The following is a 24880-nucleotide window of genomic DNA, read 5'->3' as shown; positions in this document are numbered from 1 at the left end:
CCATCATGATCGGTTTCCTCTTCCGCAGGCTCGGCGCGATGCTCATCTTGTTGCTCGTCGTCAGCTTCATTACCTTCACCCTTTTCCAGTTCGGTCCGGCGGACCCGGCCGCAGCATCTTGCGGTCAGGAATGCACCCCGGAGCGCGTTGAACAGGCGCGGATCGCACTGGGTCTGGATAAGCCCTTCTTTGTGCAGTACCTAGCGTTCCTCTCCGGTCTCGTTGGCCCCCGCATGCTCGGGGCGCCGGGAGCCGAGCAGGTGTGCGCATGGCCCTGCCTAGGCAAGAGCTTCCAGACCAACGAAAATGTCACGGACATGATCGCCAACGCACTGCCCTACACGGTGTCGCTCACCGTCGGTGCGGTAGTGCTGTGGACCGTGGTGGGCGTGGGGATGGGGCTATTCGCGGCCCTGCGGAAGGGGAAACTGGCCGACCGGCTGATCGTTGGGGCCGCGTCCTTCGGGGTGTCTCTGCCGATCCCGGTCACCGGCCTGGTGCTCCTGCTGGTGTTCGTCGGCACCCTAGGGTGGCTGCCATTTACCACCAACGCGATCAGATCGCCCTTCGGTGAGGCCGGATTCTTCGGCTGGACCACCAATTACTTGCTGGCCTGGATCGCTTTGGCGGTGCTCTTCTCCGCCCAGTACGTGCGTATTACCCGCAACAATATGATCGAGACCTTCTCCGAGGACTTCATGCGCACCGCGCGAGCCAAGGGATTGAGCCGCGGCACCATCGTGTTCAAACACGGCGTGCGCGCGGGCATCACACCGATCGTGACCATGCTCGGACTGGACCTCGGAGCGATGCTCGGGGGAGCGGTGCTCACCGAGCAGATCTTCTCGGTTCCGGGCCTGGGCTTCACCGCGGTGCGCGCGGCTACCAGCGGGGATCTGCCGGTGACCATGGCGATCACAATGCTCGCGGCCTTCTTCATCATTCTTTTCAACGTGATCGTGGACGTCTCCTACGCCTTCATCGATCCTCGAGTGCGGGTGAACTAACCATGGAACCAATGCTTAGCGTGAAGAACCTGTCGGTACAGTTCCCCACCGATGACGGCATGGTCGCCGCACTGAACGGCATGGATCTACAGCTGCACCGCGGCGAAACCGTGGGCTTGGTGGGTGAATCCGGTTCGGGTAAATCGGTGACCAGCCAGGCGATCATGGGGCTGTTCAAGGAGACCAAGGCCAAGATTTCCGGTGAGATCACCTTCGAGGGTACCGACCTGTTGGCCCTGAGCGAGGACCGCATGCGCGGCTTCCGTGGCAAGAAGATCGGTATGATCTTCCAGGACCCGCTCTCGGCCATGCATCCTTTCTATACCGTAGGGTCACAGATCGCCGAGGCCTACCGGGTGCACAACAAGGTCTCCCGCAAGGCCGCGAAACAGGTGGCCATCGACATGCTTGCCCGCGTGGGGATCCCCGACCCGAAGAAACGGGTCGATAACTACCCACACGAATTCTCCGGTGGCATGCGACAACGTGCGATGATCGCGATGGCTCTGGTCTGTGAACCGGAATTGCTGATCGCCGACGAACCGACCACCGCGCTGGACGTGACCGTTCAGGCCCAGATTCTAGACCTGATTTCCGAGCTACAGGCCGAAACGAACTCTGCGGTCATTTTCGTGACCCACGATCTGGGCGTGGTGGCCCAACTGTGCCAGCGCGTCGTGGTGATGTATGGCGGACAATGCGTCGAACAGGCCAGCGTGCGCGAAATCTTCACCGCTCCCTCGCACCCCTACACTCGCGGACTGATGGCCTCGATGCCGCACCTGTCCGGAGAAGATGACCGGCTCACCCCGATCCCGGGTTCGCCGCCGGCACTGCTGGATCTGCCCTCCGGGTGTATCTTCGCCGATCGCTGTGAATTCGCGGCACTCGTGCCAGATAGCCGTTGCCAGAATGAACGACCGCAACTGCTGCTCGCCGGGGAGCATGCGGCGCGATGCCACGGACACGAAATGAGCCTACTTCCCAAAACAATCAAGGTGGGGGCATGAACACACCACTACTCGAAGTAAGCGAGCTACGTAAGCACTTCCCGATCAAGGGCGCCTTCGGGCGCACCGTGGGAGCGGTCAAGGCCGTGGATTCGGTGAGCTTCACCTTGCAACGCGGCACCACCTTAGGATTGGTCGGTGAGTCTGGTTGTGGCAAATCCACCACCGGTAAGGTGCTGATGCGATTGCTGGACCCCACCAGCGGCAGCATCAAACTCGACGGTGAGGAGATCTCCACCTTCAAGGGCAAGGAATTGAATGCCTTTCGGCGTCGGGTCCAGATGGTTTTTCAAAACCCCGCCTCCTCGCTCAACCCGCGTGCCTCCATTGGCGCGGCGATTGCCGCGCCGCTCATCGAGCAAGGCATCAAGCCACCCGGCGGGGTGAAAGCCAAGGTGCGCGACCTGATGGACCGGGTCGGGCTGCGTCCAGAGCATGCTAACCGTTTCCCGCACGAGTTCTCCGGAGGGCAGCGTCAGCGTATCGGCATCGCCCGCGCCCTAGCGTTGGATCCGGACGTGGTGATCTGCGACGAACCGGTGTCCGCCCTCGATGTCTCGGTGCAAGCCCAGGTGGTCAACCTGCTCAAGGACATTCAGCGCGACACCGGAATCTCCTACATCTTCATCGCCCACGACCTGGCCGTGGTTAAACACATGGCCGATGAGGTCGCGGTGATGTATTTGGGCAAGATCATGGAGCAGGGGAGCAACGAGCACATCTTTGCTGACCCGCAACACCCCTACACTCGCGCGTTGCTCTCCGCCGTGCCCAGCGTGGATTTGGATGCGGCGTTGACCGAACGCATCCGGCTCGGTGGGGACCTGCCTAGTCCCAGCAATCCACCCTCTGGCTGTGTCTTCCGTACCCGTTGCCCGGCCTATGCCTTATTGCCCGAAGCCGACCGCGCACGATGCGCCGACCAGGTGCCGACCGGTGAGGTCGCCTGCCATTTCCCTAGCGCTCCGCTGGCAGCGGTCGTCGCCCACCGCTAACCTCGAAAACACCACCACAGCGTAGGAAGGAACTATACAGTGCTCATCAGCAATGCCCGCCCCTGGGCCGGTGAACCCAGCGACATCCTGATCACCGACGGGAAGATCGCCTCAATCACGGCCCACGACCCGAACCGGTCCCTCGAGGACGCCGACGTCGACGGGCGCGGACGAATTCTGATCCCCTCATTCTCCGATGTTCACGTACACCTCGATTCCACTCGCATCGGATTGCCCTTCCGGGAGCACACCGGCCGTCCCGGCGTCTGGGGGATGATGAGCAACGATCGTGAGAACTGGCGAGATGCGGAGATCGGACTCACCGAGCGTGTGGCCGGAACCCTCGAGCGGATGATCGCGCGCGGCACCACCCGGGTACGCTCCTTTGCTCAAGTGGATGTGGACACCAAGCTGGAGAAGTACGAGGCGGTTATCGCGGCCAAGGAGAAGTTCGCGAACGAGGCCGAGGTGCAGGTGATGGTATTCCCGCAGGCCGGAATCCTGCTTGAGCCGGGCACCGAAAAATACCTCGAGGATGCGCTGAAGGCCGGCGCGGACGTGATGGGTGGCATCGACCCCTGCGAACTGGATCGTGACCCGGTCCGCCATCTTGACGTGGTGTTCGGATTGGCCGAAAAGTACCAGGTGGAGGTCGATATTCATCTGCACGAGCACGGTACCCAGGGCGTCTTCTCCGCCGAACTCATCGCCGAACGCACCCGTGCATTAGGCATGCAGGGAAAGGTCAACCTCTCCCATGCCTACGAGCTGGGAAGCGTCAACGAGGCCACCACCCGCCGACTGATCGACACCTTCGCCGAGCTGGACATCTCGCTGACCTCGGTGGCGCCGAGCACCTCGAATCACTTGCCACTGGTGCAGCTGACCGAGGCCGGGGTCCGTTTCGGGCTTGGCGAAGATGGGCAGCGTGACTACTGGAGCCCCTATGGCAACTGCGATCTCTTGGACCGCACCTGGCAGCTGGCTTTCGTCAACGGGTTCCGCAAGGACGAACTGATCGAGCACGCCCTTGCTGTGGCCACTATCGGCGGCGCCTCGATCATGAGCCACGAGGTCCCGCGTCTAGCCTCGGTCGCGGATCGTCCTGGCGTGGCCGTGGGGGACCGTGCTGATTTGGTACTGGTGGACGGTGAAACTATCGCCTCAACCGTGATGGACCGCGGCACCGACCGCACCGTCATTCACGACGGTCGAGTTGTCGCCGATGGGTTGAAGGTCCTCTCGGTGCAGGAAAGCTACTAGCGGTAGCCCCTACGAACTTATGGCCGGTGGCGTGCGGTGCGAGCGTACGCCACCGGCCGTCTATTTATTGCCTGTACAGGTTGTGTTAGTGCAGCTCGGAGAATGTGCTCGCAGGGAAGTGACTGACTCAAGGAACGGAGCCTTCAGAAGGGTGGCAGGACGCGATCACTTGCGATGTCACACATGAGATTTTCCCGTTTGTCGTCGGATACTCTGGGCTGATTGGATAGCAACAAAACTTAGACTAAAGGGAGCGGTCACCACATGGCCGGCAGATTCGCCACTATAAAGGCAATGGAATATGACCATTATCCGACGTGGAAACGTCACCTTCCGTGGGTGCTTCGTTTGTTACTTGCCGCCATGCTCTGGATTGGCGGGTTCGCTCTCATAGCCTACGTAGGTACCGAGCTGGACAGCGAGAAACAACCCGGGACTGTCCTTGGCCTTGGCCTACTGTGGTTGGCCATGCTCGGCGCAAGCATCTTTTTTCTCCTGACATCTATTGGAAAAATGCGATTGGCGTGGCGCGCTTTCCGCCGGGCGCGTGGGCGTTTTACCCGTGCCGAGAAATTGATTGTTGCCGAGCGGGAGGAACTGCTCAGCGCTCAATATGCTGCCGCTGAACTCGCCGGACACTTACTAGAGGACTCCTGGCAACCAATGGGTATAGATTGGTCAGTTGTCCTGCATCCTGAGGAACAAGCTATATGTTCTGCACCGGGGCACTACGCGCGTTTCTACGGAACCGATGCGACGTATATGCATAGTTCAGCTTTCTTTATGGGGAGAGCCTCATTTGTCGCTGTGGGTATGGCAATTACCGCTATGGGCAACGCCGCACGACGTCGGCAGGCTCAAGCTTTCGCCCAGGCCCAATGGCGAGAGCAACAGATAGTCCATGTCATAGTCACGACCCAGCGAATCCTATGTCGACGCAATGACGGTGTGTGGTTGAGCTTCTATTTCAACGGGGTAACCAATATTGACGCTGACGGAAACAGCGGCACGTTGATCCTCCAATTTCAACAAGGCGAGCCGCTAATGCTTGGCGGGCGTGGTGGGCTGCTGGCCGCTGCCGTAGCGGTCCGAGTACTGCACGGGAAATCGGGTCTTAGGTCTTACCCGGGTTTGCATAACTTGCGCACATTGCAGGAGCGTCAATTGTCGGAACTGACGCAGATTCCTCGGGAGCACCACTAGACCAATTAGAGGAGCATGTGCGCTTTGGCTGAAGCCAGCTCGTCAGCCGAAGGATGTCAAAGCCGTGCGGTGCGCGCGTATGCCACCGGCCGTTGCTATGATGCCCGTACACTCTCCGGGAGGCTCCCATGGCACAGATCAAACTCATCGGGACATTGCACTGCTCCGATGCGCACGAGGCGGATATCGTGCGCCGGAATCTTCCACTGCATCAGCGGCTGACCCATGACGAACCGGGCTGCCTGAAATTCGAGGTCGTTCCCACGGCTAGCGAACTGGTGTGGGAAGTCAACGAGCTCTTTAGCGATCGTGCGGCCTTCGACGCGCATCAGGCGCGCACCGCAGCCAGTACTTGGGGTCAGGCCACCGCGGGAATTCGACGCGATTACGAGATCGTGGAGCTCCCCGGCAATTAAGCCGTCCGCGCGCCCCTAGGTAGCGTGACCATGGCGCGGAGTCCACCGGTGTCACGCGCGGTCAGTTCGAGCTTACCGGCGTGCGCCCGCGTGATACTTTGTGCGATCGCTAGGCCCAGACCGACCCCGGCCCGCTCGGTGTCGTGGCGGCGTGCCGCCCCGCGCTGGAAGGGTTCGAGTAGGGTCCGCAATGTTTCGGCGGGAACCGGGGCGCCGGTGTTCTCCATGCTGAGGGTTACCGATTCTGCGTTGAGGCTGGTGTGTATCCAAATGTGCGGGTCGGGGCCGCCATTGTGCACGATCGCATTGTGCAGCAAGGTGCTCACCAGCTGGAGGAGCAGGGCAAAGTTGCCGTTCGTTGGCGCCGGCTGCGAGTTGAAATCGAGGGTGATGTTTCGTTCCTCGATCAGCGGCAGCATGGTTTCGGTGGCCTCTTCCACCAGCAGTGAGAGGTCAAGGTCTTCGCGCTCGAAGGCTCGCGCGTCGGCGCGGGCCAACAGGAGCAGGGATTCGGTGAGGTCGATGGCGCGAGTATTGAGCACGGCCAGCTTCTCAAGCAGTTCCCGGCTGGGTGGTTCCGGTTGTTGCTGGGCTACGGAAAGCAGGGTTTGGGTGATGGCCAATGGGGTGCGCAGTTCGTGGGACGCATTGGCCGCGAAGCGCCGTTGTTCATCGACGTGAGCTTGGAGCTGGTCGAGCATTCCGTCGAAGGCATCGGCGAGCTTGCTCAGTTCATTGCGTGGCCCGGGCAAGTTGATGCGGCGCGAGAGGTCGCCCTTGGCCACCGCATCGGTGACCGCCGTAATCCGTTTCAGGGGTGCGAGCATGGTGCGCGCGATCAACCACCCGCCGATGAGAGCTAGCAGCAGCAGGAAAATTAAAGCTCGGGCGGCATGTGGGCTAAAGGCCCGCCACAAATCCGAGCGGTTGGGGATGAATCCGGTGGTTAAACCGAGATTTCCGTCCGGTACGTAGCGCAGTAGGAAGAGCCAGATCACGACGAGTAGCAGCGCGCCACCGAAGGCGAGGAAGAGGAAGTAGCCGAGCGTGAATTTCAGCGAGATGCTCAGCCCGCGGGATCTACGCATCATCGCTATTCTCCTCATCTGGCCGATCTACGATCCGATAGCCTGCCCCGGGAACTGTGCCAATGACCCAGGGTTCACCCAGTCGTTTACGGAGTGCCGAGACGGTTATGCGTACCGCATTCGTAAAGGGGTCCGCGTTTTCGTCCCAGGCTCGTTCGAGCAGCTCTTCGGCGCTGACCACACCACCTTCGGCGGCGAGTAGCACCTCAAGTACCGCGAATTGTTTCCGCGTCAGGGCGATGTAGCGCCCGTCGCGGTATACCTCGCGGCGGAAGGGGTCTAGTTTCACGCCGGCCAATTCACGTACCGGAGGTCGATGATGGGCGCGACGTCGATTTAACGCCCGTAGCCGCATGACCAGTTCCTGTAAGTCGAAGGGCTTGGTCAGGTAGTCATCGGCCCCAAGCTCGAACCCACTGGCCTTTTCATCGATGCGGTCGGCCGCGGTGAGCATCAGAATCGGCAGCCCGGTGCCGGATGCCACGATCTGCCGGGCAACATCGTCGCCTGTGGGACCGGGGATATCACGGTCGAGGATTGCGATGTCGTAGGAGTTCACCGCTAGTAGCTCGAGGGCGCTGTGGCCATCACCGGCGATGTCGGAGGCGATGGCTTCCAACCGCAGTCCGTCACGGATTCCTTCGGCCATTAGGGGTTCGTCCTCGACGATCAGTACGCGCATGCTCCCATCCTACGAGCGCGCACATATCGTGAATGTATTGAAAACTAGCCTGTGCGGGGGACCGTGGTGTGCTTGGACATCGTTTGACGGTAGTTTTCCTTAGTTGAGGAACCCACGTAGCAGTGCAGCGGTTCCTTCCAGGTGCTCGTGCATAAGTGCTCTGGCTTCATCGGGCTGACCGGCCATGATTGCTGCGACGATGCGCGAATGTTGTTCCCGGGAATGCTCGATATTCGGCTCTAAGAACGGGATACGATCCAGCAGCTCGCTCGTGGCGTCGCGAGCCTCGGCCACGGCCTTGGCGAGCAGTGCCGAACCCGAGAGGTCGGCAATCATAATGTGCAGGCGCGCGTCCAGTGGCCGGTAGGTCTCTTTCTCGGCGGAGTCCAAGGAGGCGAGTGCCGCCATGAGCCGTTGACGTTGTTCCGCGCTGAGCGGGGCTGCCGCCGCGAGGCCCGCAGCGGCAGGCTCCACTACGGAGCGGTAGACCAGCACGTCTTCAACGCGCGGACGATCGGTTTGGCGTAATGGCTCGGCTCCGGTTTTGGGGCTTGCGCTCACGACAGCACCGCCGTACCGGCCTCGTTGGATGCTCAAGAAACCGGCCGATTGCAACTCGGCCAAGGCATCGCGCAAGGTGGCGCGAGAAACTCCCAGCGATTCGGCGAGGTCCCGTTCCGCGGGGAGTTTTTCCCCGGGCGGGAAGACACCCAAGCGCATCGAGCGCAGTAGCTGCCCCACGGTCTCCTCAAAGACGTTGCCCTTACGGACTTGTCCCAGAAACTGCAGGCCTCTATTGGGCTCAACTGGCTCGTTCTCCGTCATAGTCTCTAGCTTGCCACAGCTTAAACCGATATGTAATGGTCAGCTCTCAGACTTTTGAGCAAGAGTTTTCGCGAGAACTATTGACACTAGCTAGTGATGCAAGACACAGTTGTTCCGGAACAAAGGACTGATTTCAGTCCAATAGATTCGATCTCTGTAGGACAGAGGAACATCCATGGCAAAGAACTCACATATCGACTACGCCGCAGTCGACAAAGACTACTTGAAGCACCGCCAACTACGCCGGGGCGTCGCCGGCTGGATTCTGCTCGCCGGGCTCGGGGTCGCCTACGTGATCTCCGGCGACTTCTCCGGATGGAACCTAGGGCTAGGGGTCGGGGGATGGGGCGGACTGCTGATCGCCTTCCTGCTGATGGGCGTCATGTACACCTGCATGGTCTTCGGCCTCGCTGAGCTTTCCTCCACTCTGCCCACGTCAGGTGCCGGCTATGGCTTCGCCCGACGGGCACTCGGGCCACTGGGCGGGTTCGCCACCGGCATGGCGGTGCTGATCGAGTACGCCGTGGCACCGGCCGCCATCGCCACATTCATCGGTGGCTACATCGAGGCGCTCGGGCTCTTCGGAATGACCAATTCCTGGCCGGTATATCTGGTGACATACGTCGTCTTTGTCGGTATTCACCTGTGGGGCGTCGGCGAGGCGCTCAAGGTGATGTTTGGAGTTACCGCCATTGCCGTCGTGGCGTTGATTGTGACCGTCGTCGGCTTGCTCCCGCACTTCGATGCGGCAAACCTTTTCGATATCGTGCCCGACGGCTCGGCCGGATCCAGCGCCTTTTTGCCCTTTGGTATCTCCGGCGCACTGGGCGCTCTGGTCTTTGGTATCTGGTTCTTCCTGGCGGTCGAGGGCGTGCCGTTGGCTGCGGAGGAATCGAGCGACCCGAAGCGTGACATGCCCAAGGGCATTATCACCGCCATGATGATCCTGCTGGTGTTTGGCGCCTTGATGCTCGTTCTGGTGCCAGGAGTCGCCGGCGCCCAAGCGATGAGCGATTCCGAGTCGCCGCTTCCCGAAGCGTTGCGGGCCGGGCTCGGTGAGGGATCGATGCTTGCGAACTTCGTGAACTACGCCGGCCTTGCTGGGCTGATCGCCAGCTTCTTCTCCATCGTCTTCGCCTATTCGCGTCAGCTCTTTGCGCTATCGCGCGCCGGCTATCTGCCGCGGGTGCTTTCGCTGACCTCGGGCCGCCACACGCCATGGGTCGCCCTCTTGGTTCCCGGCACCATTGGCTTCCTGCTCGCGGCATTCACCGGCAACGGTGGCCTGCTAATCAATATCGCCGTATTCGGAGCCACGGTCTCCTACGTACTTTTGAATCTCAGCCACATCGTGCTGCGGATCAAGGAACCAAACCTAGAACGCGGATACCTGACACCGGGCGGCACGATCACCACGGGGATCGCGCTGGTATTGGCCGTGGTTGCCTTGATCGCCACCTTCGTGGTCGACGTCCTCGCCGCAGGCATTACCGCGCTCGTATTCCTCGCCGCGCTGGCCTACTTCTGGTTCTACAGCCGGCACCACCTCGTCGCCAACGCTCCGGAGGAAGAGTTCGCTCTCCTCGAGAACGAGGAGGAGCAACTGAACTAGGCGGCAAGACACTTCACCAGCGGATACCCACGAGACTTAGGAACAGGACTTCACATGACCACTCAGGACACACAGAACAAGCAGAGCACCGTGAAGAACTCCCGGATGCTATCGGTCGAGCAACTGAGCAAAGACATCGAAGCCGGGGTGATCGATTCAGTCGTTCTCGCCTTCACCGATATGCAGGGACGCCTCCAAGGAAAAATCATTCACGGTCAATTCTTCCTCGATACCGTGCTCAGCCACGGCACTGAGGCCTGTAATTACCTGCTCGCGGTGGACACGGACATGAACACCGTCGATGGATACAAGCTGACCAGCTGGGAAACCGGGTACGGCGATATGGAGTTCGTTCTGGACTATCAGACCATCCGCCGGGTGCCCTACCTGGAGAAGACTGCGATCATCCAAGCCGATATCGCCACCACCGATGGCCGACCGGTGCCGGTTTCGCCGCGTTCCTTGCTACGTGCCCAGCAAGATAAGGCCAATGAGCTGGGACTGGTGGCATTAGCCGGCACCGAACTGGAATTCGTGATGTATGCGGACTCCTACGAGGACGCCACGCTACGCAACTTCAAAGATCTGACCCCGGCCAACCAATACAACGTTGACTACTCGATCCTCGGATCGATGCGCGTGGAACCGCTACTACGCGATATCCGCAACGCCATGTACGAGGCCGGTATGATCGTCGAATCGGCCAAGGGCGAATGCAACTTCGGCCAGCACGAGATCGCCTTCCGCTATGACGATGTGATCACCACGGCGGATAACCACACGTTCTACAAGCTTTCGGCCAAACATATGGCCGCCCAGCGCGGACAGTCGATCACCTTCATGGCCAAGCCGAACGAGCGAGAAGGCTCGAGCTGCCATATTCACATGTCGCTCCGCGGGTTGGATGGCTCCTTGGCGTTTTGGGACCCTGCCACGGGGAAGCGCACCAAGCTTTACAACCATTTCATTGCCGGCGTGCTGGCCACGATGCGCGAGTTCACGCTCTTCTACGCCCCGAATATCAACTCCTATAAGCGCTTCGCCAAGGGCTCCTTCGCACCCACCGCGGTGGCTTGGGGCTTGGATAACCGTACCTGCTCGGTACGGTTGGTGGGCGAAGGGCATGGGGCGCGCATGGAGAACCGCCTGCCCGGAGCCGACGCAAACCCCTATCTGGCAATGGCCGCCATGCTCGCTGGTGGGCTGTACGGAATGAAGCACGAACTAGAGCTGCCGGAGATGATCGAGGGCAATGCCTACGCCTCGGATGCAGAACATGTGCCACACACCATGGCCGAGGCAAGAGAGCTCTTCGCCAACTCAAAGATCGCCCTCGAGGTATTTGGCGAAGAAGTCGTGAAGCACTACACCCACTACGCCGACATTGAACTGGAACAGTTCAACGCCGCGGTCACCGACTGGGAAGTGCGCCGCGGATTCGAGCGGCACTAGCAAGCGAGAACGATCGAAGGGATCGAGACGACGGTGAACTTAAACCCCCTTAGCGACGAGTACCGTCCGCGCATCGGGTTGACGACCTACTGGCAGGAGGCCTCCTGGGGCGTCTGGCAGTCACAGGCAGCAATTGTGCCGGGCAAATATGTCCAAGCGGTCGTGGCCGTGGGCGGCACCCCGTTGTTGTTGCCACCATTGGGCACCGACACCACGGTGCTCGATCTGCTCGATGGGCTGATCGTGATTGGCGGCGTCGATGTTGACCCGGCGAACTACCAGCGCGAAGCGCACCCCACCACGGCCGCGCAGCCCGAACGCGACGACCACGATATGGCTCTGACCGCTGCCGCATTGGAGAGGGCACTGCCGTTGTTCGCGATATGTCGTGGCGCGCAGATCCTGAATGTGGAACGTGGCGGCACCTTGAACCAGCATCTGCCGGACCTGATTCCGGATGCCGCGGCACGCTACCAACCGGCCCCGGGGGTGTTTGGCAGCGTGGACTTCACCACGGTGCGTGGCTCGCTGGCCGAAACCCTGCTCGGGCAGCAGGCCACGGCACCCTGCTACCACCATCAGAGCCTGGAGAACGTGGCCGAGGGTCTGCAGGTCACGGCGCGCGCGGCCGATGGCACCGCCGAAGTGATCGAGATGCCACAGGCCCCCGGCTGGGTGCTGGGCACCCAGTTTCATCCCGAGGAAAACCTCGAGGACCTGCGGCTCTTTGCCGGGTTCGTCGAGGCCGCCCGCAGCTATGCACGCACCACACAACACCGAGAAAGGCAGGGTCAACTGTGAGCAGCTATACCGTCATCAACCCCGCAACCGCACAGCCGATCCGCGACGTCGCCCTGGCCGACCTGGAGCAGACGGATCGAGCCATCGCCCGTGCCGCGGCCGCCTACGAATCCTGGCGCCATACGGCCCCGGCGGACCGGGCCTTGCTCTTGCGCCGTTTTGCTGCCATCGTGGACCGCGAGATTGAAGCGTTGGCCCTGCTCGAAGTTGCCAACGCCGGGCACACTCTGGGTAACGCGCGCTGGGAGGCCGGCAACGTGCGGGACGTGCTGAACTACTATGCCGCCGCGCCAGAACGAAACTTCGGCAAACAGATTCCCGTGGCCGGCGGCGTGAATATCACCTTCCACGAACCGTTGGGGGTCGTCGGGGTAATCGTTCCGTGGAACTTCCCGATGCCGATCGCCGCCTGGGGGTTCGCCCCAGCGCTCGCTGCAGGCAACACGGTGGTGCTCAAACCGGCCGAGCTGACCCCGCTGACTGCGCTGCGTCTCGGAGAGCTCGCGCTGGAAGCCGGCATCCCCGAGGGCGTGCTGACGATCCTGCCGGGCAAGGGTTCGATCGTCGGAGAGCGTTTCGTGACTCATCCGGCGGTGCGCAAGGTGGTCTTTACCGGCTCCACCCAAGTTGGCCAGGGCATCATGCGTGGCTGCGCCGAGCAACTCAAACGCGTCACCCTAGAACTTGGCGGCAAATCCGCGAACATCATTTTCGCCGACGCGGATCTGGACCGGGCCGCGGCCCAGGCGCCGGGCGGAGTCTTCGACAATGCCGGACAGGACTGTTGCGCGCGTTCGCGGATCCTCGTCCAGCGCAGCGTTTTCGAGACGTTCATGGAAAAGTTCGAAGAGTCTGTTCGCCAGGTTCGGGTGGGGGATCCGCTGCATGAGGACACGGTCATGGGCCCGCTGATTTCGGCAAGGCAACGTGAAACCGTGGCGTCCTTTCTCGAAGGTGAGCAGGGGCGGCGCGCCGACATCGCCTTTCAGGGTGAGGCACCGGGCGGCGAGGGTTTTTGGTTCCCGCCTACCGTGGTGCTGCCACGCGATCGCGCCGATCGCATCTTGCGCGAAGAAGTTTTCGGCCCCGTTGTCGCTGTGGTGCCCTTCGAGGACGAAGCCGAGGCCATCGCACTGGCCAACGACACCGACTATGGATTGTCCGGGTCGATCTGGACCCGTGACGTGGGCCGAGCCCTGCGCGTCTCGCGCGGTGTGGAAGCCGGGAACCTCTCGGTGAATTCGCACTCCTCGGTGCGTTATTCCACGCCCTTTGGCGGCTTCAAGAAGTCAGGACTCGGGCGCGAACTCGGTCCCGATGCCCTGGATTCCTTCACCGAGGTCAAGAACGTTTTCATCGGTACCGACGACTAAGCACGAGCTCTAACCCGAAACCTAAGGAGAAATATCATGAGCGAAACCGCACCCTACAACGGACTGGTCACCAACCGACTGGCCGGCCGCGTAGCGACCATCACCGGGGGCGCCTCGGGTATTGGCCTAGCCACCGCAAAACGCCTGGCCCATGAGGGCGCCACCGTGGTGATCGCCGATATCTGCGCGGACGAGGTCGGCCAACGGGTCGCCGATCAGATCGGTGGCTCCTTTGTCCGCACCGACGTCACCAACGAAGAGGATGTAAAGAACCTGTTCGCAACCACTAAAGAGACCCATGGTTCGGTGGATATCGCCTTCAATAACGCGGGAATCTCTCCGGCGGACGACGCCTCCATCTTGGAGACCGGGATCGAGGCCTGGCGCAAGGTGCAGGAAGTCAACCTGACCAGCGTGTACTACTGCTGCAAGTATGTACTTCCCTATATGCAAGAACAGGGCCGCGGTTCGATCATCAATACGGCGTCCTTTGTCGCGGTGATGGGAGCGGCCACTAGCCAGATCAGCTACTCGGCCTCCAAGGGCGGCGTACTGTCCATGAGCCGAGAACTGGGTGTGGAGTTCGCTCGGCAGGGCATCCGCGTGAACGCACTATGCCCAGGCCCGGTGAACACCCCGCTGCTCAAGGAGCTGTTCGCCAAGGATCCCGAACGAGCCGCCCGACGCCTAGTCCACGTTCCGCTGGGACGGTTTGCGGAACCAGATGAACTGGCCGCCGCCGTGGCCTTTCTTGCCTCCGATGATTCCTCCTTCATCACCGCCAGCCAGTTCCTGGTCGACGGCGGTATCGCCGGTGCCTACGTGACCCCGCTCTAAGCGGTAGCGCCGGCGAACCTGCCGAGTGGCGCAGACCGGGAACGGTCCGCGCCACTCGGCATTGTTGGTGGGTATACACGGCGGCGTAGAACTGCCGCCACCGGTGTGCGCATCATATGAGGCTACCTGCGTGCACATATCGAAAATGTATTGAAAAGTAGATACGCTCTGGCAACATCCCTCCGCGTTGACTAGTCCTCATGAGCAATGATGAGAACTCCAAGCACACACCGGGCGAGAAGCGCCTGACGGCACTGGCAGCACGCGGAGTGGTGGCCCTGCTGGTGATGCTCGCTGCCATGCTCCCGGCCATGGTCCTCGACACCGGCAACCTGCGCCCCACCGCCTGGCTCTCCGACTCCTTTAGCCACGTGACCAAGGCCGTCACGAAACTGTTCTCTGGTGGAGTGGGCGAGGACGGGGGAGATGTTCCCAAGGGCACCACGGTGCACTCGGATACCGCCGGGGTTCGCAAGCTCGATTCGGAACTGCGCCAAGCATTGAGTGCGGCCGCGAGTGATGCGCAAAAGCGCGGAATCACCATCTACATCAACAGCGGCTGGCGCTCGCCGGCTCTGCAACGTCAATTGCTTCAGCAGGCCGAAGCCAATTATGGTTCCGCGGCCGAGGCGGCCCGCTGGGTCGCCACCGCCGAAACTTCCGCCCACGTTTCCGGCGATGCGGTCGACGTGGGGCAAGCGGACGCCCGCGACTGGCTCTCCCGGTATGGGGCACACTATGGTCTCTGCCAGATTTACGCCAACGAGTCGTGGCACTTTGAATACCGCTCCGAGGCCAGCGAAACCGGCTGCCCGGAAATGTATAAGGACCCCACCGAAGACCCTCGGATGCATTCGTGAACGGGGACCTGCATCGACCAACCCTCTGGATTGACCCTCGGGCAATTGCGCAGAATATTGCCATCGCCCGCAGCCGGAGCGCCGCCGAAGTGATGGCGGTAGTTAAGGCCAATGGCTACGGTTTGGGTACACACACTTTGGCTCGCGCCGCACTTGGTGGCGGTGCCACACGTCTTGGGACCACGGATTTGGGCGAAGCTGTGGCACTGCGCGAGGCCGGTGTGCGTGCGCCAATACTGACGTGGCTCAACGCCTCCGGTATTGATGCTGCGGCGGCCGCCGAGCACCAGATCGCGGTGGCAATCGGTTCGCTCGAGGAGCTCAATGCGCTCCTGCGGCAACACTCGGCCGCACCGGTCACCGTGCACCTGCACCTCGATGTGGGCATGTGCCGGGAGGGAGCCTCGCCCTTGGATTGGCCGGCGCTTTTCGAGTCGGCCGCCCGGGCCCAGCGCCAAAACAAGATCCGGGTCGGTGGGCTGATGGGGCATTTGGCGCAGGCAGATCGTGCCGAACCGGAACTTAATGCCCAAGCCGTACGGGCTATGTCTGCGGCGAAAGCGCGGGCCACCGCATTAGGGCTGGGGCAGCTTAAGTTGCACCTAGCGGCCACCGCGGCCACCCTCACCGACCCAACCACCCATTTCGATATGGTGAGATTCGGCGCCGGACTGGCCGGGATCGACCCCTCTGGGCGCACCGATCTTGCCGCTCCTGCCCGGCTGACCGCACCGGTGGTGCATAGTGTCTGGGCTTCGGAAGGTACCAGTGTGGGCTACGGCGGCATGTACCGCAGCACCCACGACGGGTACCTGAGTGTCTTGCCGGTGGGCTACGCCGACGGCATCCCACGGGAGATCTCTACCGATGCCAGCGTGCAAATCGCAGGCCGTCGGCACAGGGTGGTGGGCCGGGTCAGCATGGACCAAATCATCATCGACACCGGGCCCCACCGCTATGCACGCGGCACCACGGCCACCATCTTCGGCGCAGCGGCCAGCGGGGCACCCACCCTGGCCGAGTGGGCCAACTGGGCGCAGAGCATCGCCCACACCATAATTTGCACTATCGGACCACGTGTTATCAGGAGCGTTCAATGACTACCCACATTCTCGTTATCGGTGGCGGCCAAAATGCCGAGCACAACGTATCGCTGGCCACCGCCGCCTCCATCGGAAAGGCGCTGAGCTCCCGGGGATATACCGTGATCGCGTTGACGATCGACCTCGATGGACGCTGGAGCAAAGATGGGGAGCCGCTCGGCGAGACCGTTGCCGCCTCGGTAGCCTCCGCCCTGCGCTTCTTCGATCAGGCCGAGGTGGTCTTTCCCGCGGTACATGGGCCACTGGGTGAAGACGGGACACTGGCGGCGCTCTGTGCACTGACCGGCGTCCCGGTGGTGGGCTCGGGCCTGCGCGCCGGAGCGTTGGGCATGGATAAGTGGTCCACCAAGCTCGTGGCGCAAAGTTTGGGGATCGCCACCGCCCAAGGACAGCTGGTCTGCGCCGCCGAGCGCGATCGGGTGCATTTCGAGGGAGAGGTGGTCGTTAAGCCCGCCTCGAGTGGATCCAGCTACGGTGTGTCGGCGGCCTCCACCCCTGAGGAATTACGCGAGGCCTTAGAAACCGCTGCGCAGTTCGACGAGCGCATCGTCGTCGAACACATGGTGCGCGGGCGAGAAATCGACGTCGCGGTCCTGCAAGAACCCGGCGGTGAACTATTTACACCTCCAGCCCTTGAAATCCATGCGCAGGGTCTGTTCGATACGGCGACCAAATACGACGGGACGGCGACGTTCAGCGTGCCGGCGGCGCTGACACCTGCAGAGGCACAGTCGCTCAGTGACGCGGCAAAGGCTCTGTACCGCGAGTTAGGCTGCGCGGGCGTGGCACGGATGGACTTCTTTCTCACCACGCGGGGCCCGGTGCTGATCGAAGTGAATACGATGCCCGGCATGACAGCACACTCCCAGGTGCCACAGATGTTCGCTGCAGCGGGCATCGAGTACGCAGATCTGGTGCAATCCATGGTCCGCGCGGCATTGCGACCCTAGGACGGGAAAGCTGCGCCCTCATCCTTTAGGAGGAGGGCCCGTCCGATCCGGAAATGTTAGCCTAATAGAGAAAATTCCAGCACAACATGCGGGTGTTAGCCGCCCGCCGTTACGTGAAGATTCGATGAGAAGAGTTGATCCGGTGAATATCATGACGCCTAATGCGTACGAAGTTGTATTCATCTTTGTGCTGCCCGCACTGACGGTAATCGCCCTTGTTGTCGTGTTGTATCGCGTGCTGACCTACACATCTCGGGCGGAGCGGCGCGAGGAGACCATCGAACGCGAGCTTCAACGTGAAACACGCGATAAGGTAGAACCATGAACCTAAACCTCAATTGGTGGTGGCTGCGCTAACGCAGCCCGGTTCAGTCATGTCCACGAGCTGCCCGCCGGTTCGTGGATTTTTTATGGTCGCATGACGACCGTGCGGGCCCGTGGGCGCCCTATCGCACGGAGAAATCATGCAAACTTTTCTGTCCGCTCAAGAACGTTCCGAGCAACTGTCTCATCACATCACTCAAGCGCCACAGGAATACCGGGTGCTGAGTGGCGAACGCCCCACCGGTGCCCTCCATCTGGGCCACTACTTTGGCAGCATCGTCGAACGCCTGCTGCTTCAACAAGCGGGAGTGGAAACCTTTATCATTCTCGCCGACTACCAGGTGATTACCGACCGAGATTCCATGGGCGCGGTGCGCCAGAATGTGCACAACGCGGTCTTGGATTACTTGGCGGCGGGTTTGGATCCGGAGACAACGACAATTTTCACGCACTCAGCGGTTCCAGCACTGAACCAACTGATGCTTCCTTTCCTCTCACTCGTTTCAGAAGCCGAACTGCACCGCAATCCCACAGTGAAGGCCGAACGCGAATCGTCGGGTCGAGCCATGTCGGGACTGCTCTTGACCTATCCGGTGCACCAGGCCGCAGACATCCTTTTCTGCAAGGCCAATGTGGTGCCCGTGGGTAAAGACAACCTCCCGCATGTTGAAATGACCCGCACTATTGCCCGCAGGTTCAACGACCGCTACGGTGCGCTCTTCCCGGAACCAGACGCGCTACTGACCGCAGCGCCGCACGTACCCGGACTCGATGGGCGCAAGATGTCCAAGAGCTACGGAAATGCTATTGGTTTGGGGATGAGTGCCGATGAGACGGCCGCCCTCATCCGAGGAGCGCGCACCGATTCTCAACGGCACGTGAGCTTCGATCCAGAACGGCGACCAGGTGTTTCGGCGCTACTGAGCACCGCCGCGCTCTGTCTCGGGCGCGAGGAACTGCAATTAGCTGACGAGATAGGTGCCGCCGGAAGTGGCGCGCTCAAACGATTGGTCACGGATGCCGTTAACGATTTCCTGCGCGAGCACCGCGCGCGGCGGGCAGAGTTTGCCGCGCAACCGGAGTTGGTGTCGCAGATCCTTCAGCGCGGGGCGCAACGTGCCAATGACGAAGCCGAACAGACGCTAGCCGACGTGCGCCAGGCAATGGGCACGCTTTACTAGCTATCGCGACCCGTGGAGCAGCGAGCACGGGCAATCCAGCATTCGGGGTTGCCTCCACCAACACAGCGCCTAGTGGGCCGCCTGCTCGCGTTCGACTAGTGCGATGAGCCCGGCAAGATCTGAGGCAAGCACATCTTCCAGCCCGGCCATAGCCGAAGCAAGCTCTTCGGACTTTGGCCCGTCGATGGTGGCATGAAGTTCGAGTCGGCTTCCTCCATCCGCTGCATGAGACTCGTGGCGGACCGTCAACGAGCCGCCGTCGAGGAATACCGTGTCTTGGAAGGCGAGTCCCGGAACAATATCGCTCACCATCATCGGTGTTTCATCGCCGTCGCGAGTCTTCATGACCCCGCGGACCCCGGGCCGCAATGGTCCCTCGAGACGAATGTACTCCATCCCCGGGGCCCACTCGGGGTGGGTTTCCACATCGCACCACCGAGCATGAAAATGCTGGGGAGCTACTCGCGAAGTCGCTGTGATCACCGGAAATTTCACCATGTTCGGCATCGTAGCAGCGGGGTCCATCTAGCTGGCTGGCTTGCGCGCAGATGGCTTAATGTGGCGGTGGTGCCCGCGGAGGTTCGGGTGTAGGGCGGCACCTGGAATCTGCGAGGATGCGGGTCACCGCTTCGCCGAGCCCCAAGTCTTCACCGAGCGCGGTCTCGGCGACATGGGGCATCGGGTCGCGTCCGCGCCACCACGAGCGCATCTCGCGCTCGCCGAACTCGCCCGAGCTAGGTTTTGTGTCGTGCCGTCGTAGCGTTTCCTCGAAGCCCATCTCATAGCGGTAGAAAAGGCTGGGGCCCCGATGATCCGCGGCCAACTGCGCCAGCATGTCTCCGTAGATTTCAGCGTAGAGGATGCCCTCGATGACGACGTCCATCCCGAGGTCCAGCGCGTAGCGCGCCGAGAGATCTAGGTAGCCGATCGCCGCGTTGCCCTGGCGTTCTGCTACGTGCAGGATCTGGCGGCGCAGCACATCTTGGCCGAGTATCGCGGTGGGCCGCTCGTTCGCCTGACGCAATGCCGCCGCGAGCGAGCTCTTGCCGCTGCCAGAGTTTCCGCGGATAACGATCAGACGAGTGGTTTCAGACCCGGTGCGCATTATCCAATGGTAGGCAGGACCCAGCTCAAGCCGGTATGACGTGGCTTCTAATGATGCGTAAACGACTCGAGCTTAGGCGCGGAGACTCGAGGTAGGCCTTGTGTGCCTCTTGCGGCTTCGGGGAATGATGCAATAGATCCATGATGCTTAGACAGCTGGAGTACCTCGTAGCGTTGGCCAATGAACGGCATTTCGCCCACGCAGCCGACGAATGCTCGGTGTCCCAACCGGCACTGTCCGAGGGGATTCGCAAGCTGGAAAAGGAGCTCGGCACACCGTTAGTCCGTCGCGGGCACGCATTCCAGGGATTCACCGTCGAAGGCGAGGCGGTATTGAAGTGGGCGCGGAAACTGCTCAAGGATCAAGAGTCGTTAAAACAGGAGATCTCCGTACTCCAAGAGGGTCTGAGGGGAACGCTACGAGTGGGTACCGTTCCGGCGGCCTCGTCGACCGTGGCTGTCCTGACGGATAGGTTTGCCCGCACGCATCCAGACGTCACGGTCAACGTGCAGGCGGGTCTGCACTCCGCAGATATTCTTCGGCGGATTCGGAACTACGAGCTGGACGCAGGTCTCATCTACGCTGAGCCAGAAGACCTAGCGGGGTTGCTGGTCTACCGGTTGTATTCGGAGGAGCATGTCCTGCTTACGTCAGTGGACATGCTCGATTGCCTGGGGGACGCAACCTGGCAGAAGGCGTTGGAACTGCCGCTGTGCTTGTTGGATTCTTCATTGCGCGGTCGTCAGGTCCTTGAACAGAGGCTGGCTCAAGAAGGTCTGAGCGTCTCGCCGCGCGTTGAATGCGATTCGATTGTGACCTTGCTGGCGCATGTCGCTACGGGGCATTGGGCGAGCATCGTTCCTAAGCAGTGGCTGCCACCCTTGGGTCAATTGCCGGAAATTATGATCACCAAACTTGATGATCCCGTCGTCACGTCGCAAATCTCTCTTGTCATGGAAGACGGTAACCCTCAAACGCTCATGTCGCAGGCGTTAACGAAAGTCATTTTCGATGCCTTCCCGACGACTGAACCCGCGTCTAGTAGGTATGATAAGTAGCTTCTATTGAGTCATCGGTACTAATTGTTTGATCTAATGAACCAGACTCGTCAACCCTAGTAACAGGCCCGGATTCACAAAGGAATGAGCGGCGCCAAGTCATACGGGGGAGAAAACGTGGAAGAACGCAGCACGGTGCTACGGGTGATGTTGAGGGGTGTGCGCTCGCGGTTCGACACCTCGTTGGTTCGGGTGGCCCGCTGATGGCTGGTGATCAGTTGCGCACTACGGGTGAAAGCTCGTCGATCAGAACGAGGCTGGCAGCCTTGGCAAACTGGCAATTGTTTCTGATCTCCCATGTCCCGGAAATCCGACCCGCCCTGCGCGTTGGTCTCGGACTGGCCGTTCCAGGGGCGGCGCTTTTAGTTGTTGGCCGCACAGATCTTCTTGTTTATGCGGTTTTCGGCTCGGTTGTCGGAATGTATGGGCGTGACCCACGTCGGCTACAGCGCTTCAAGAATCAGGTACATGGAGCGGTCATGATGCTCTGCGCGGGTATTTGCGGCATCATGCTGGCACCCTTTGAGTTGCATGGGTGGTCTTTGTTGGCTGGAGGAATGCTCTGGGCTGCCTTCAGCTCGGTGGTCGCGGATCGGTACGGCCTCAAGCCCGGCGGCGCCTTCTTTCCGCTCTTCGCTTTTTGTGCCTTGGGAACGCTCCCGGTCGGAGAACATCCGGCCGTAGACGGCTTGGCAACATTCGTGGTCACCGCGTTATTCAGTATTGTGCTGGGTCAGGCGGCAAAGTTCGGACCGTCGACAGAACGCGGAGTCGAAACGATCGCCTTTCCTTGGCCTAACGTCCTGCGCCGTGCAGGCACGTACCTGGCCGTGGTACTTGTGGCGGGGACCGTGGGCATCACCCTGCAGGTGGAGCATCTGCAGTGGATCATGGTCGGGGCCGTAGTGCCGCTGGCCGCTGGCAGTGCTCGGGGACGGCTGAAGCGCGGTGCACACCGGATCGCCGGAACGCTGGTGGGCATGGGTGTGCTTCTGGGAATCTACTATCTGCGGCCAAGCGAGCTGATGTTGGGTTTGGTGATCCTCGCGCTGATGTTTCCGACTGAGGCTTATATGGTTCGCAATTACGGGTTGGCCCTGAGCTTCTTCACGCCGGTAATCATTCTGATGTTGCAGCTGGCTAACCCGACGCTCGGTGTTCAGGTGATGTGGGACTGCGCCATCGGTAACCTGCTGGGCGTGATTCTCGGGATCGCAGCGGCCGCCGTGTTCGAGCGCCGGCCACGCACGCAATATGCAAGTGGAGCCGTGGGCTAACTTCGCTCCGCGCGGGTACCGAATTTGTTGTACCTTGTCGGTCGGTTAGCAGCAACGGTACGCCGAGAGTTGGAATGTCGGTGGCTTCGTCGGAACGTATCGGAACCGAGCCTCGTTCCATACGCCAACCGTCTTCGGCGACCGGCAAGACCGGTCGGTGGGCCTTGGAGTGAACCTGACCTCGAAAATTTCGAGGGAGGTATGAAAAAGCATAGGCAGAGGGCAAGGCGCGAGCCTCTTCCCTCTGCCTATGTGGCGTTCACTGAAGTGCGGGACTACCCGGCGGTCACCGATACGTCATCGATGCGGAATACAGTCGCCAGCGCGCTGTCTTCTGCTCCGTAGAAGCGCAGGGTGACAGTCTTGCCGCGGAAATTATCCAAGCTGATGCTCTTCTTCTCGTACGACGAGCTGGCATCCAAATTCGACCAGGTGCCTACATTGTAGGTATTGGAGCCGTCGATAATCTGGACGAAAAGTTTGTCGTATGCGGTGTACGAGGTGTATTCATTGGTCAACACCCGCAGGTAGAAGTCCAGCTGTGCGCTGGAGGCATTTGATGGAATGCTCACTTTCTGGTCCAGCGTGTAGGTGCTCGGGCTACCCCAGCCGTTGAGCCCAGCCAGGCCGTTGCCGGAGCGGGCGGCTGCACCGCTCTCGAAGGTGTCGGCGCGATTGGAGCTCCAGTTCGTTGAGCCGTCTTCGAAGCCTGGGTTCTTCACCAGGTTTCCACTTGGCTCAGGGGCTGGCGTTGGGTCCGGAGTCGGATCCGGAGTGGAGCCGGAGAGGGCGGACATGACCTTGGTTGCGTCAACCAATCCGGTGCCACAACCGATGTTGCAGCCACCTGGCATTGGGCGGGTGCCGCTCTTTACAGCGGTTTCAACCTGGGCTGGCGTCAGCGAAGGCTTTTGGGACTTCATCAGCGCCACCAAGCCAGCTACGTGAGGGGTAGCCATGGAGGTGCCCTGGTAGAAAGCGTAGCCTTCAGATGACGGTGTGGTGCTACCGGTATTGATGGTAGAGAGTACACCTTGGCCGGAGTAGCGAGTGTCGCCGCCGGGGGCCGTCACGTCAACAGCTGAGCCGTAGTTCGTGTAGTAGGACGGGGCTCCTGAGGGGTTGCTGGCGGCCACGGTAATGACATTGTTGCAGTTTGCTGGACGCGAGTTCGATGCGTTCTGGCTTTCGTTGCCAGCGGCGACAACGACAGAGGTGCCTCGAGAAACGGCAGAGTCGATGGCTGCCTGGTAGGTGGCGCCGCACGCGCCGCCACCGCCGAGGGACATGTTGATCGCGTCGGCTGGGGTGCTGTTGGCTGGGACGCCCGGTACAGATCCGCCCGAGGCCCAGACAATGGCGTCTGCGATATCGGAGAGGTTTCCTCCGCATTTGGCCAGAACACGAACTGGCTGGATCTTGGCGTTAGGTGCAACTCCGGCAACGCCCTTGGCATTTCCGGTGACCGCGGCGACGGTACCGGCTACGTGGGTGCCGTGCCAGGAGGAATTACCTGAGCTGCGGCTGCCACATTCGCCTGCGGCGTACCAGTCGCCTTCATCTTGGGGATTTGCGTCACGGCCGTTGCCATCGCGGGCCGACGAAGAGTCGGAGACGAAGTCGTATCCGGAGAGAACGTTAGCGTTCAGGTCCGAGTGCGAGGTGATCCCCGTATCCAAGACAGCAACAACGCTGCCCGATCCGGTGGAGATGTCCCAAGCAGAAGGCAAACGCATGCCGTTGGTTCCGCTGTAGTGCCATTGCTCGCCGTAGCGGGTGTCATTCGGAGTCATGGAAATCTTCATGATTGCATCGGGTTCTACGGATTCCACGAGACCTGACTTGGCGATTTCAGCCATGAAAGATTTGGCGTCGCTGTCCTTGAGTTTTTTGTTGGCCTTGACCACAAAACCGCCGGTTGCCATTGAGCGCAGTTCCTTGACGGATACCCCTGCTTCTTTGGCCGCTTTACCCCACGCCTTGGCCCGACCAGACTTGCCCGACTCCTTGGCCGAGGCCTTGTAGGTGACGATGAATTGGTCGTATGGCTCGCCGGGCTGAACGGAACCGAGCATGACTTTAGCGTCGTTGCTTGGCGCTGGAGCGGGCTTTTCTGCTGGTGCCATCACGGGAAGTGCGGATGCTGGCAATGCACCGGCGCCGAAGCCGGTCAATCCGATCACGACCGCTGCGGAGGCAGCCAAAGATCGCCTCAGTGGGGTAGAAAAACGTACCATTGATGTTCTCCTTGTTGGATGATTTTGGGCGCACAAAAGCCGGTGATCAATCGGTTTGGTGTGTGCCGACATGGAGCCTAGCCGCATTGTTGTCCTGAATGGAAGCACTTCTCAAATAAATCTTTTATATTCACGCATGTACTAAAAAGATATTTCACATATTTCCGAGCGAGCTCCCCAATGGGTTCGCGGGTTTGAAAAATGAATGGCGATCTAATGCG

At 60.9% G+C, this 24880-nt stretch carries 24 protein-coding genes; 18 read left to right on the top strand and 6 right to left on the bottom strand.

Translation table 11 applies throughout. From position 1 onward, the window contains the following. The first annotated feature begins 5 nt into the window (after positions 1-5). The 6 genes from ACJD00_RS15420 (at position 6) to ACJD00_RS15395 (ending at position 5894) form a co-directional block, all read left to right on the top strand. Positions 6-1007 carry an ABC transporter permease gene (locus ACJD00_RS15420; RefSeq protein ID WP_309409901.1) on the top strand — a complete coding sequence of 334 codons (1002 nt, stop codon included), beginning with the start codon at positions 6-8 and terminating at the stop codon, positions 1005-1007. An 11-nt stretch (positions 1008-1018) separates the two neighbouring features. Then, positions 1019-2017 carry an ABC transporter ATP-binding protein gene (locus ACJD00_RS15415; RefSeq protein ID WP_418907773.1) on the top strand — a complete coding sequence of 333 codons (999 nt, stop codon included), beginning with the start codon at positions 1019-1021 and terminating at the stop codon, positions 2015-2017. After that, a complete protein-coding gene (locus tag ACJD00_RS15410) occupies positions 2014-3012 on the top strand; it encodes an ABC transporter ATP-binding protein (protein ID WP_418907772.1) in 999 nt (332 codons plus the stop codon). The genes ACJD00_RS15415 and ACJD00_RS15410 overlap by 4 nt, the downstream gene beginning before the upstream one ends. A gap of 39 nt (positions 3013-3051) precedes the next feature. Next, positions 3052-4275, top strand: a complete 1224-nt coding sequence (locus ACJD00_RS15405; protein WP_418907771.1) for an amidohydrolase family protein — start codon at positions 3052-3054, stop codon at positions 4273-4275. Between the two features lie 264 nt (positions 4276-4539). Beyond that, entirely contained in the window at positions 4540-5478 is a 939-nt protein-coding gene (locus ACJD00_RS15400; RefSeq protein WP_418907770.1) for a hypothetical protein, read from the top strand. A 128-nt stretch (positions 5479-5606) separates the two neighbouring features. Then, the gene (locus ACJD00_RS15395) at positions 5607-5894 is read left to right on the top strand and encodes a putative quinol monooxygenase (protein WP_418907769.1); all 288 of its coding nucleotides are present in this window, start codon (positions 5607-5609) and stop codon (positions 5892-5894) included. Here the strand turns inward: ACJD00_RS15395 and ACJD00_RS15390 are convergent. The 3 genes from ACJD00_RS15390 to ACJD00_RS15380 form a co-directional block, all read right to left on the bottom strand. Further along, positions 5891-6985: a sensor histidine kinase gene (locus tag ACJD00_RS15390; protein ID WP_418907768.1), complete on the bottom strand. Its 1095-nt coding sequence runs from the start codon at positions 6983-6985 to the stop codon at positions 5891-5893. The two genes, ACJD00_RS15395 and ACJD00_RS15390, sit on opposite strands and share 4 nt — an antisense overlap. After that, the gene (locus ACJD00_RS15385) at positions 6975-7664 is read right to left on the bottom strand and encodes a response regulator transcription factor (RefSeq protein ID WP_418907767.1); all 690 of its coding nucleotides are present in this window, start codon (positions 7662-7664) and stop codon (positions 6975-6977) included. Before ACJD00_RS15385 ends, ACJD00_RS15390 begins: the two co-directional genes overlap by 11 nt. Positions 7665-7763: 99 nt before the next feature. Then, positions 7764-8489, bottom strand: coding sequence for a FadR/GntR family transcriptional regulator (locus ACJD00_RS15380; RefSeq protein WP_418907766.1), 726 nt, complete (start codon positions 8487-8489; stop codon positions 7764-7766). A 175-nt stretch (positions 8490-8664) separates the two neighbouring features. Between ACJD00_RS15380 and eat the strand changes: the two genes are divergently transcribed. The 10 genes from eat (at position 8665) to trpS (ending at position 18982) form a co-directional block, all read left to right on the top strand. After that, positions 8665-10101: an ethanolamine permease gene (gene eat / locus ACJD00_RS15375; RefSeq protein WP_418907765.1), complete on the top strand. Its 1437-nt coding sequence runs from the start codon at positions 8665-8667 to the stop codon at positions 10099-10101. Positions 10102-10155: 54 nt separating this feature from the next. Continuing rightward, a complete protein-coding gene (locus ACJD00_RS15370) occupies positions 10156-11553 on the top strand; it encodes a glutamine synthetase family protein (RefSeq protein WP_418907764.1) in 1398 nt (465 codons plus the stop codon). A gap of 33 nt (positions 11554-11586) precedes the next feature. Beyond that, positions 11587-12354: a gamma-glutamyl-gamma-aminobutyrate hydrolase family protein gene (locus tag ACJD00_RS15365; RefSeq protein ID WP_418907763.1), complete on the top strand. Its 768-nt coding sequence runs from the start codon at positions 11587-11589 to the stop codon at positions 12352-12354. After that, complete coding sequence (locus tag ACJD00_RS15360) at positions 12351-13727, top strand: aldehyde dehydrogenase family protein (protein WP_418907762.1); 1377 nt, start codon at positions 12351-12353, stop codon at positions 13725-13727. Before ACJD00_RS15365 ends, ACJD00_RS15360 begins: the two co-directional genes overlap by 4 nt. A gap of 36 nt (positions 13728-13763) precedes the next feature. After that, the gene (locus tag ACJD00_RS15355; RefSeq protein WP_418907761.1) at positions 13764-14564 is read left to right on the top strand and encodes a 3-oxoacyl-ACP reductase; all 801 of its coding nucleotides are present in this window, start codon (positions 13764-13766) and stop codon (positions 14562-14564) included. Positions 14565-14764: 200 nt separating this feature from the next. Continuing rightward, positions 14765-15424 (top strand): M15 family metallopeptidase, encoded by a 660-nt coding sequence (locus tag ACJD00_RS15350; protein WP_418907760.1) that lies wholly within the window; start codon positions 14765-14767, stop codon positions 15422-15424. Further along, the gene (gene alr / locus ACJD00_RS15345) at positions 15421-16524 is read left to right on the top strand and encodes an alanine racemase (protein ID WP_418907759.1); all 1104 of its coding nucleotides are present in this window, start codon (positions 15421-15423) and stop codon (positions 16522-16524) included. Before ACJD00_RS15350 ends, alr begins: the two co-directional genes overlap by 4 nt. Next, positions 16521-17477 carry a D-alanine--D-alanine ligase family protein gene (locus ACJD00_RS15340; RefSeq protein ID WP_418907758.1) on the top strand — a complete coding sequence of 319 codons (957 nt, stop codon included), beginning with the start codon at positions 16521-16523 and terminating at the stop codon, positions 17475-17477. Before alr ends, ACJD00_RS15340 begins: the two co-directional genes overlap by 4 nt. A 142-nt stretch (positions 17478-17619) precedes the next feature. After that, positions 17620-17802 (top strand): hypothetical protein, encoded by a 183-nt coding sequence (locus tag ACJD00_RS15335; protein ID WP_418907757.1) that lies wholly within the window; start codon positions 17620-17622, stop codon positions 17800-17802. Positions 17803-17941: 139 nt separating this feature from the next. After that, positions 17942-18982: a tryptophan--tRNA ligase gene (gene trpS, locus ACJD00_RS15330; RefSeq protein ID WP_418907756.1), complete on the top strand. Its 1041-nt coding sequence runs from the start codon at positions 17942-17944 to the stop codon at positions 18980-18982. A gap of 69 nt (positions 18983-19051) precedes the next feature. Here trpS and ACJD00_RS15325 read toward each other — a convergent pair whose 3' ends face one another. Further along, positions 19052-19408: a hypothetical protein gene (locus tag ACJD00_RS15325; RefSeq protein WP_418907755.1), complete on the bottom strand. Its 357-nt coding sequence runs from the start codon at positions 19406-19408 to the stop codon at positions 19052-19054. A 127-nt stretch (positions 19409-19535) separates the two neighbouring features. After that, on the bottom strand, positions 19536-20087 hold the full coding sequence (locus tag ACJD00_RS15320; RefSeq protein ID WP_418907754.1) for an AAA family ATPase: 552 nt from the start codon (positions 20085-20087) through the stop codon (positions 19536-19538). Between the two features lie 140 nt (positions 20088-20227). Here ACJD00_RS15320 and ACJD00_RS15315 point away from each other — a divergent pair, with 140 nt between their 5' ends. Next, positions 20228-21145, top strand: coding sequence for a LysR family transcriptional regulator (locus tag ACJD00_RS15315; RefSeq protein ID WP_418907753.1), 918 nt, complete (start codon positions 20228-20230; stop codon positions 21143-21145). Between the two features lie 266 nt (positions 21146-21411). Further along, on the top strand, positions 21412-22422 hold the full coding sequence (locus ACJD00_RS15310) for an FUSC family protein (protein ID WP_418907752.1): 1011 nt from the start codon (positions 21412-21414) through the stop codon (positions 22420-22422). Positions 22423-22697: 275 nt separating this feature from the next. Here the strand turns inward: ACJD00_RS15310 and ACJD00_RS15305 are convergent, their stop codons facing one another. Next, on the bottom strand, positions 22698-24731 hold the full coding sequence (locus ACJD00_RS15305) for a S8 family serine peptidase (RefSeq protein WP_418907751.1): 2034 nt from the start codon (positions 24729-24731) through the stop codon (positions 22698-22700). Between the last annotated feature and the right edge of the window lie 149 nt (positions 24732-24880).

Source organism: Glutamicibacter endophyticus (assembly GCF_048457885.1).
Lineage (GTDB): Bacteria > Actinomycetota > Actinomycetes > Actinomycetales > Micrococcaceae > Glutamicibacter > Glutamicibacter endophyticus.
Note: the sequence above shows the minus strand (reverse complement) of the source record. Positions and strands in the feature narration are given on the sequence as shown.

What these genes read in the sequence shown, in the direction of transcription:
- ACJD00_RS15420 (WP_309409901.1), top strand. Translation starts at nt 6, where the DNA reads ATGATCGGTTTCCTCTTCCGCAGGCTCGGCGCGATGCTCATCTTGTTG.
- ACJD00_RS15415 (WP_418907773.1), top strand. Translation starts at nt 1,019, where the DNA reads ATGCTTAGCGTGAAGAACCTGTCGGTACAGTTCCCCACCGATGACGGC.
- ACJD00_RS15410 (WP_418907772.1), top strand. Translation starts at nt 2,014, where the DNA reads ATGAACACACCACTACTCGAAGTAAGCGAGCTACGTAAGCACTTCCCG.
- ACJD00_RS15400 (WP_418907770.1), top strand. Translation starts at nt 4,540, where the DNA reads ATGGCCGGCAGATTCGCCACTATAAAGGCAATGGAATATGACCATTAT.
- ACJD00_RS15395 (WP_418907769.1), top strand. Translation starts at nt 5,607, where the DNA reads ATGGCACAGATCAAACTCATCGGGACATTGCACTGCTCCGATGCGCAC.
- ACJD00_RS15390 (WP_418907768.1), bottom strand. Translation starts at nt 6,985, where the DNA reads ATGATGCGTAGATCCCGCGGGCTGAGCATCTCGCTGAAATTCACGCTC.
- ACJD00_RS15385 (WP_418907767.1), bottom strand. Translation starts at nt 7,664, where the DNA reads ATGCGCGTACTGATCGTCGAGGACGAACCCCTAATGGCCGAAGGAATC.
- ACJD00_RS15380 (WP_418907766.1), bottom strand. Translation starts at nt 8,489, where the DNA reads ATGACGGAGAACGAGCCAGTTGAGCCCAATAGAGGCCTGCAGTTTCTG.
- eat (WP_418907765.1), top strand. Translation starts at nt 8,665, where the DNA reads ATGGCAAAGAACTCACATATCGACTACGCCGCAGTCGACAAAGACTAC.
- ACJD00_RS15370 (WP_418907764.1), top strand. Translation starts at nt 10,156, where the DNA reads ATGACCACTCAGGACACACAGAACAAGCAGAGCACCGTGAAGAACTCC.
- ACJD00_RS15355 (WP_418907761.1), top strand. Translation starts at nt 13,764, where the DNA reads ATGAGCGAAACCGCACCCTACAACGGACTGGTCACCAACCGACTGGCC.
- ACJD00_RS15350 (WP_418907760.1), top strand. Translation starts at nt 14,765, where the DNA reads ATGAGCAATGATGAGAACTCCAAGCACACACCGGGCGAGAAGCGCCTG.
- ACJD00_RS15340 (WP_418907758.1), top strand. Translation starts at nt 16,521, where the DNA reads ATGACTACCCACATTCTCGTTATCGGTGGCGGCCAAAATGCCGAGCAC.
- trpS (WP_418907756.1), top strand. Translation starts at nt 17,942, where the DNA reads ATGCAAACTTTTCTGTCCGCTCAAGAACGTTCCGAGCAACTGTCTCAT.
- ACJD00_RS15320 (WP_418907754.1), bottom strand. Translation starts at nt 20,087, where the DNA reads ATGCGCACCGGGTCTGAAACCACTCGTCTGATCGTTATCCGCGGAAAC.
- ACJD00_RS15315 (WP_418907753.1), top strand. Translation starts at nt 20,228, where the DNA reads ATGATGCTTAGACAGCTGGAGTACCTCGTAGCGTTGGCCAATGAACGG.
- ACJD00_RS15305 (WP_418907751.1), bottom strand. Translation starts at nt 24,731, where the DNA reads ATGTCGGCACACACCAAACCGATTGATCACCGGCTTTTGTGCGCCCAA.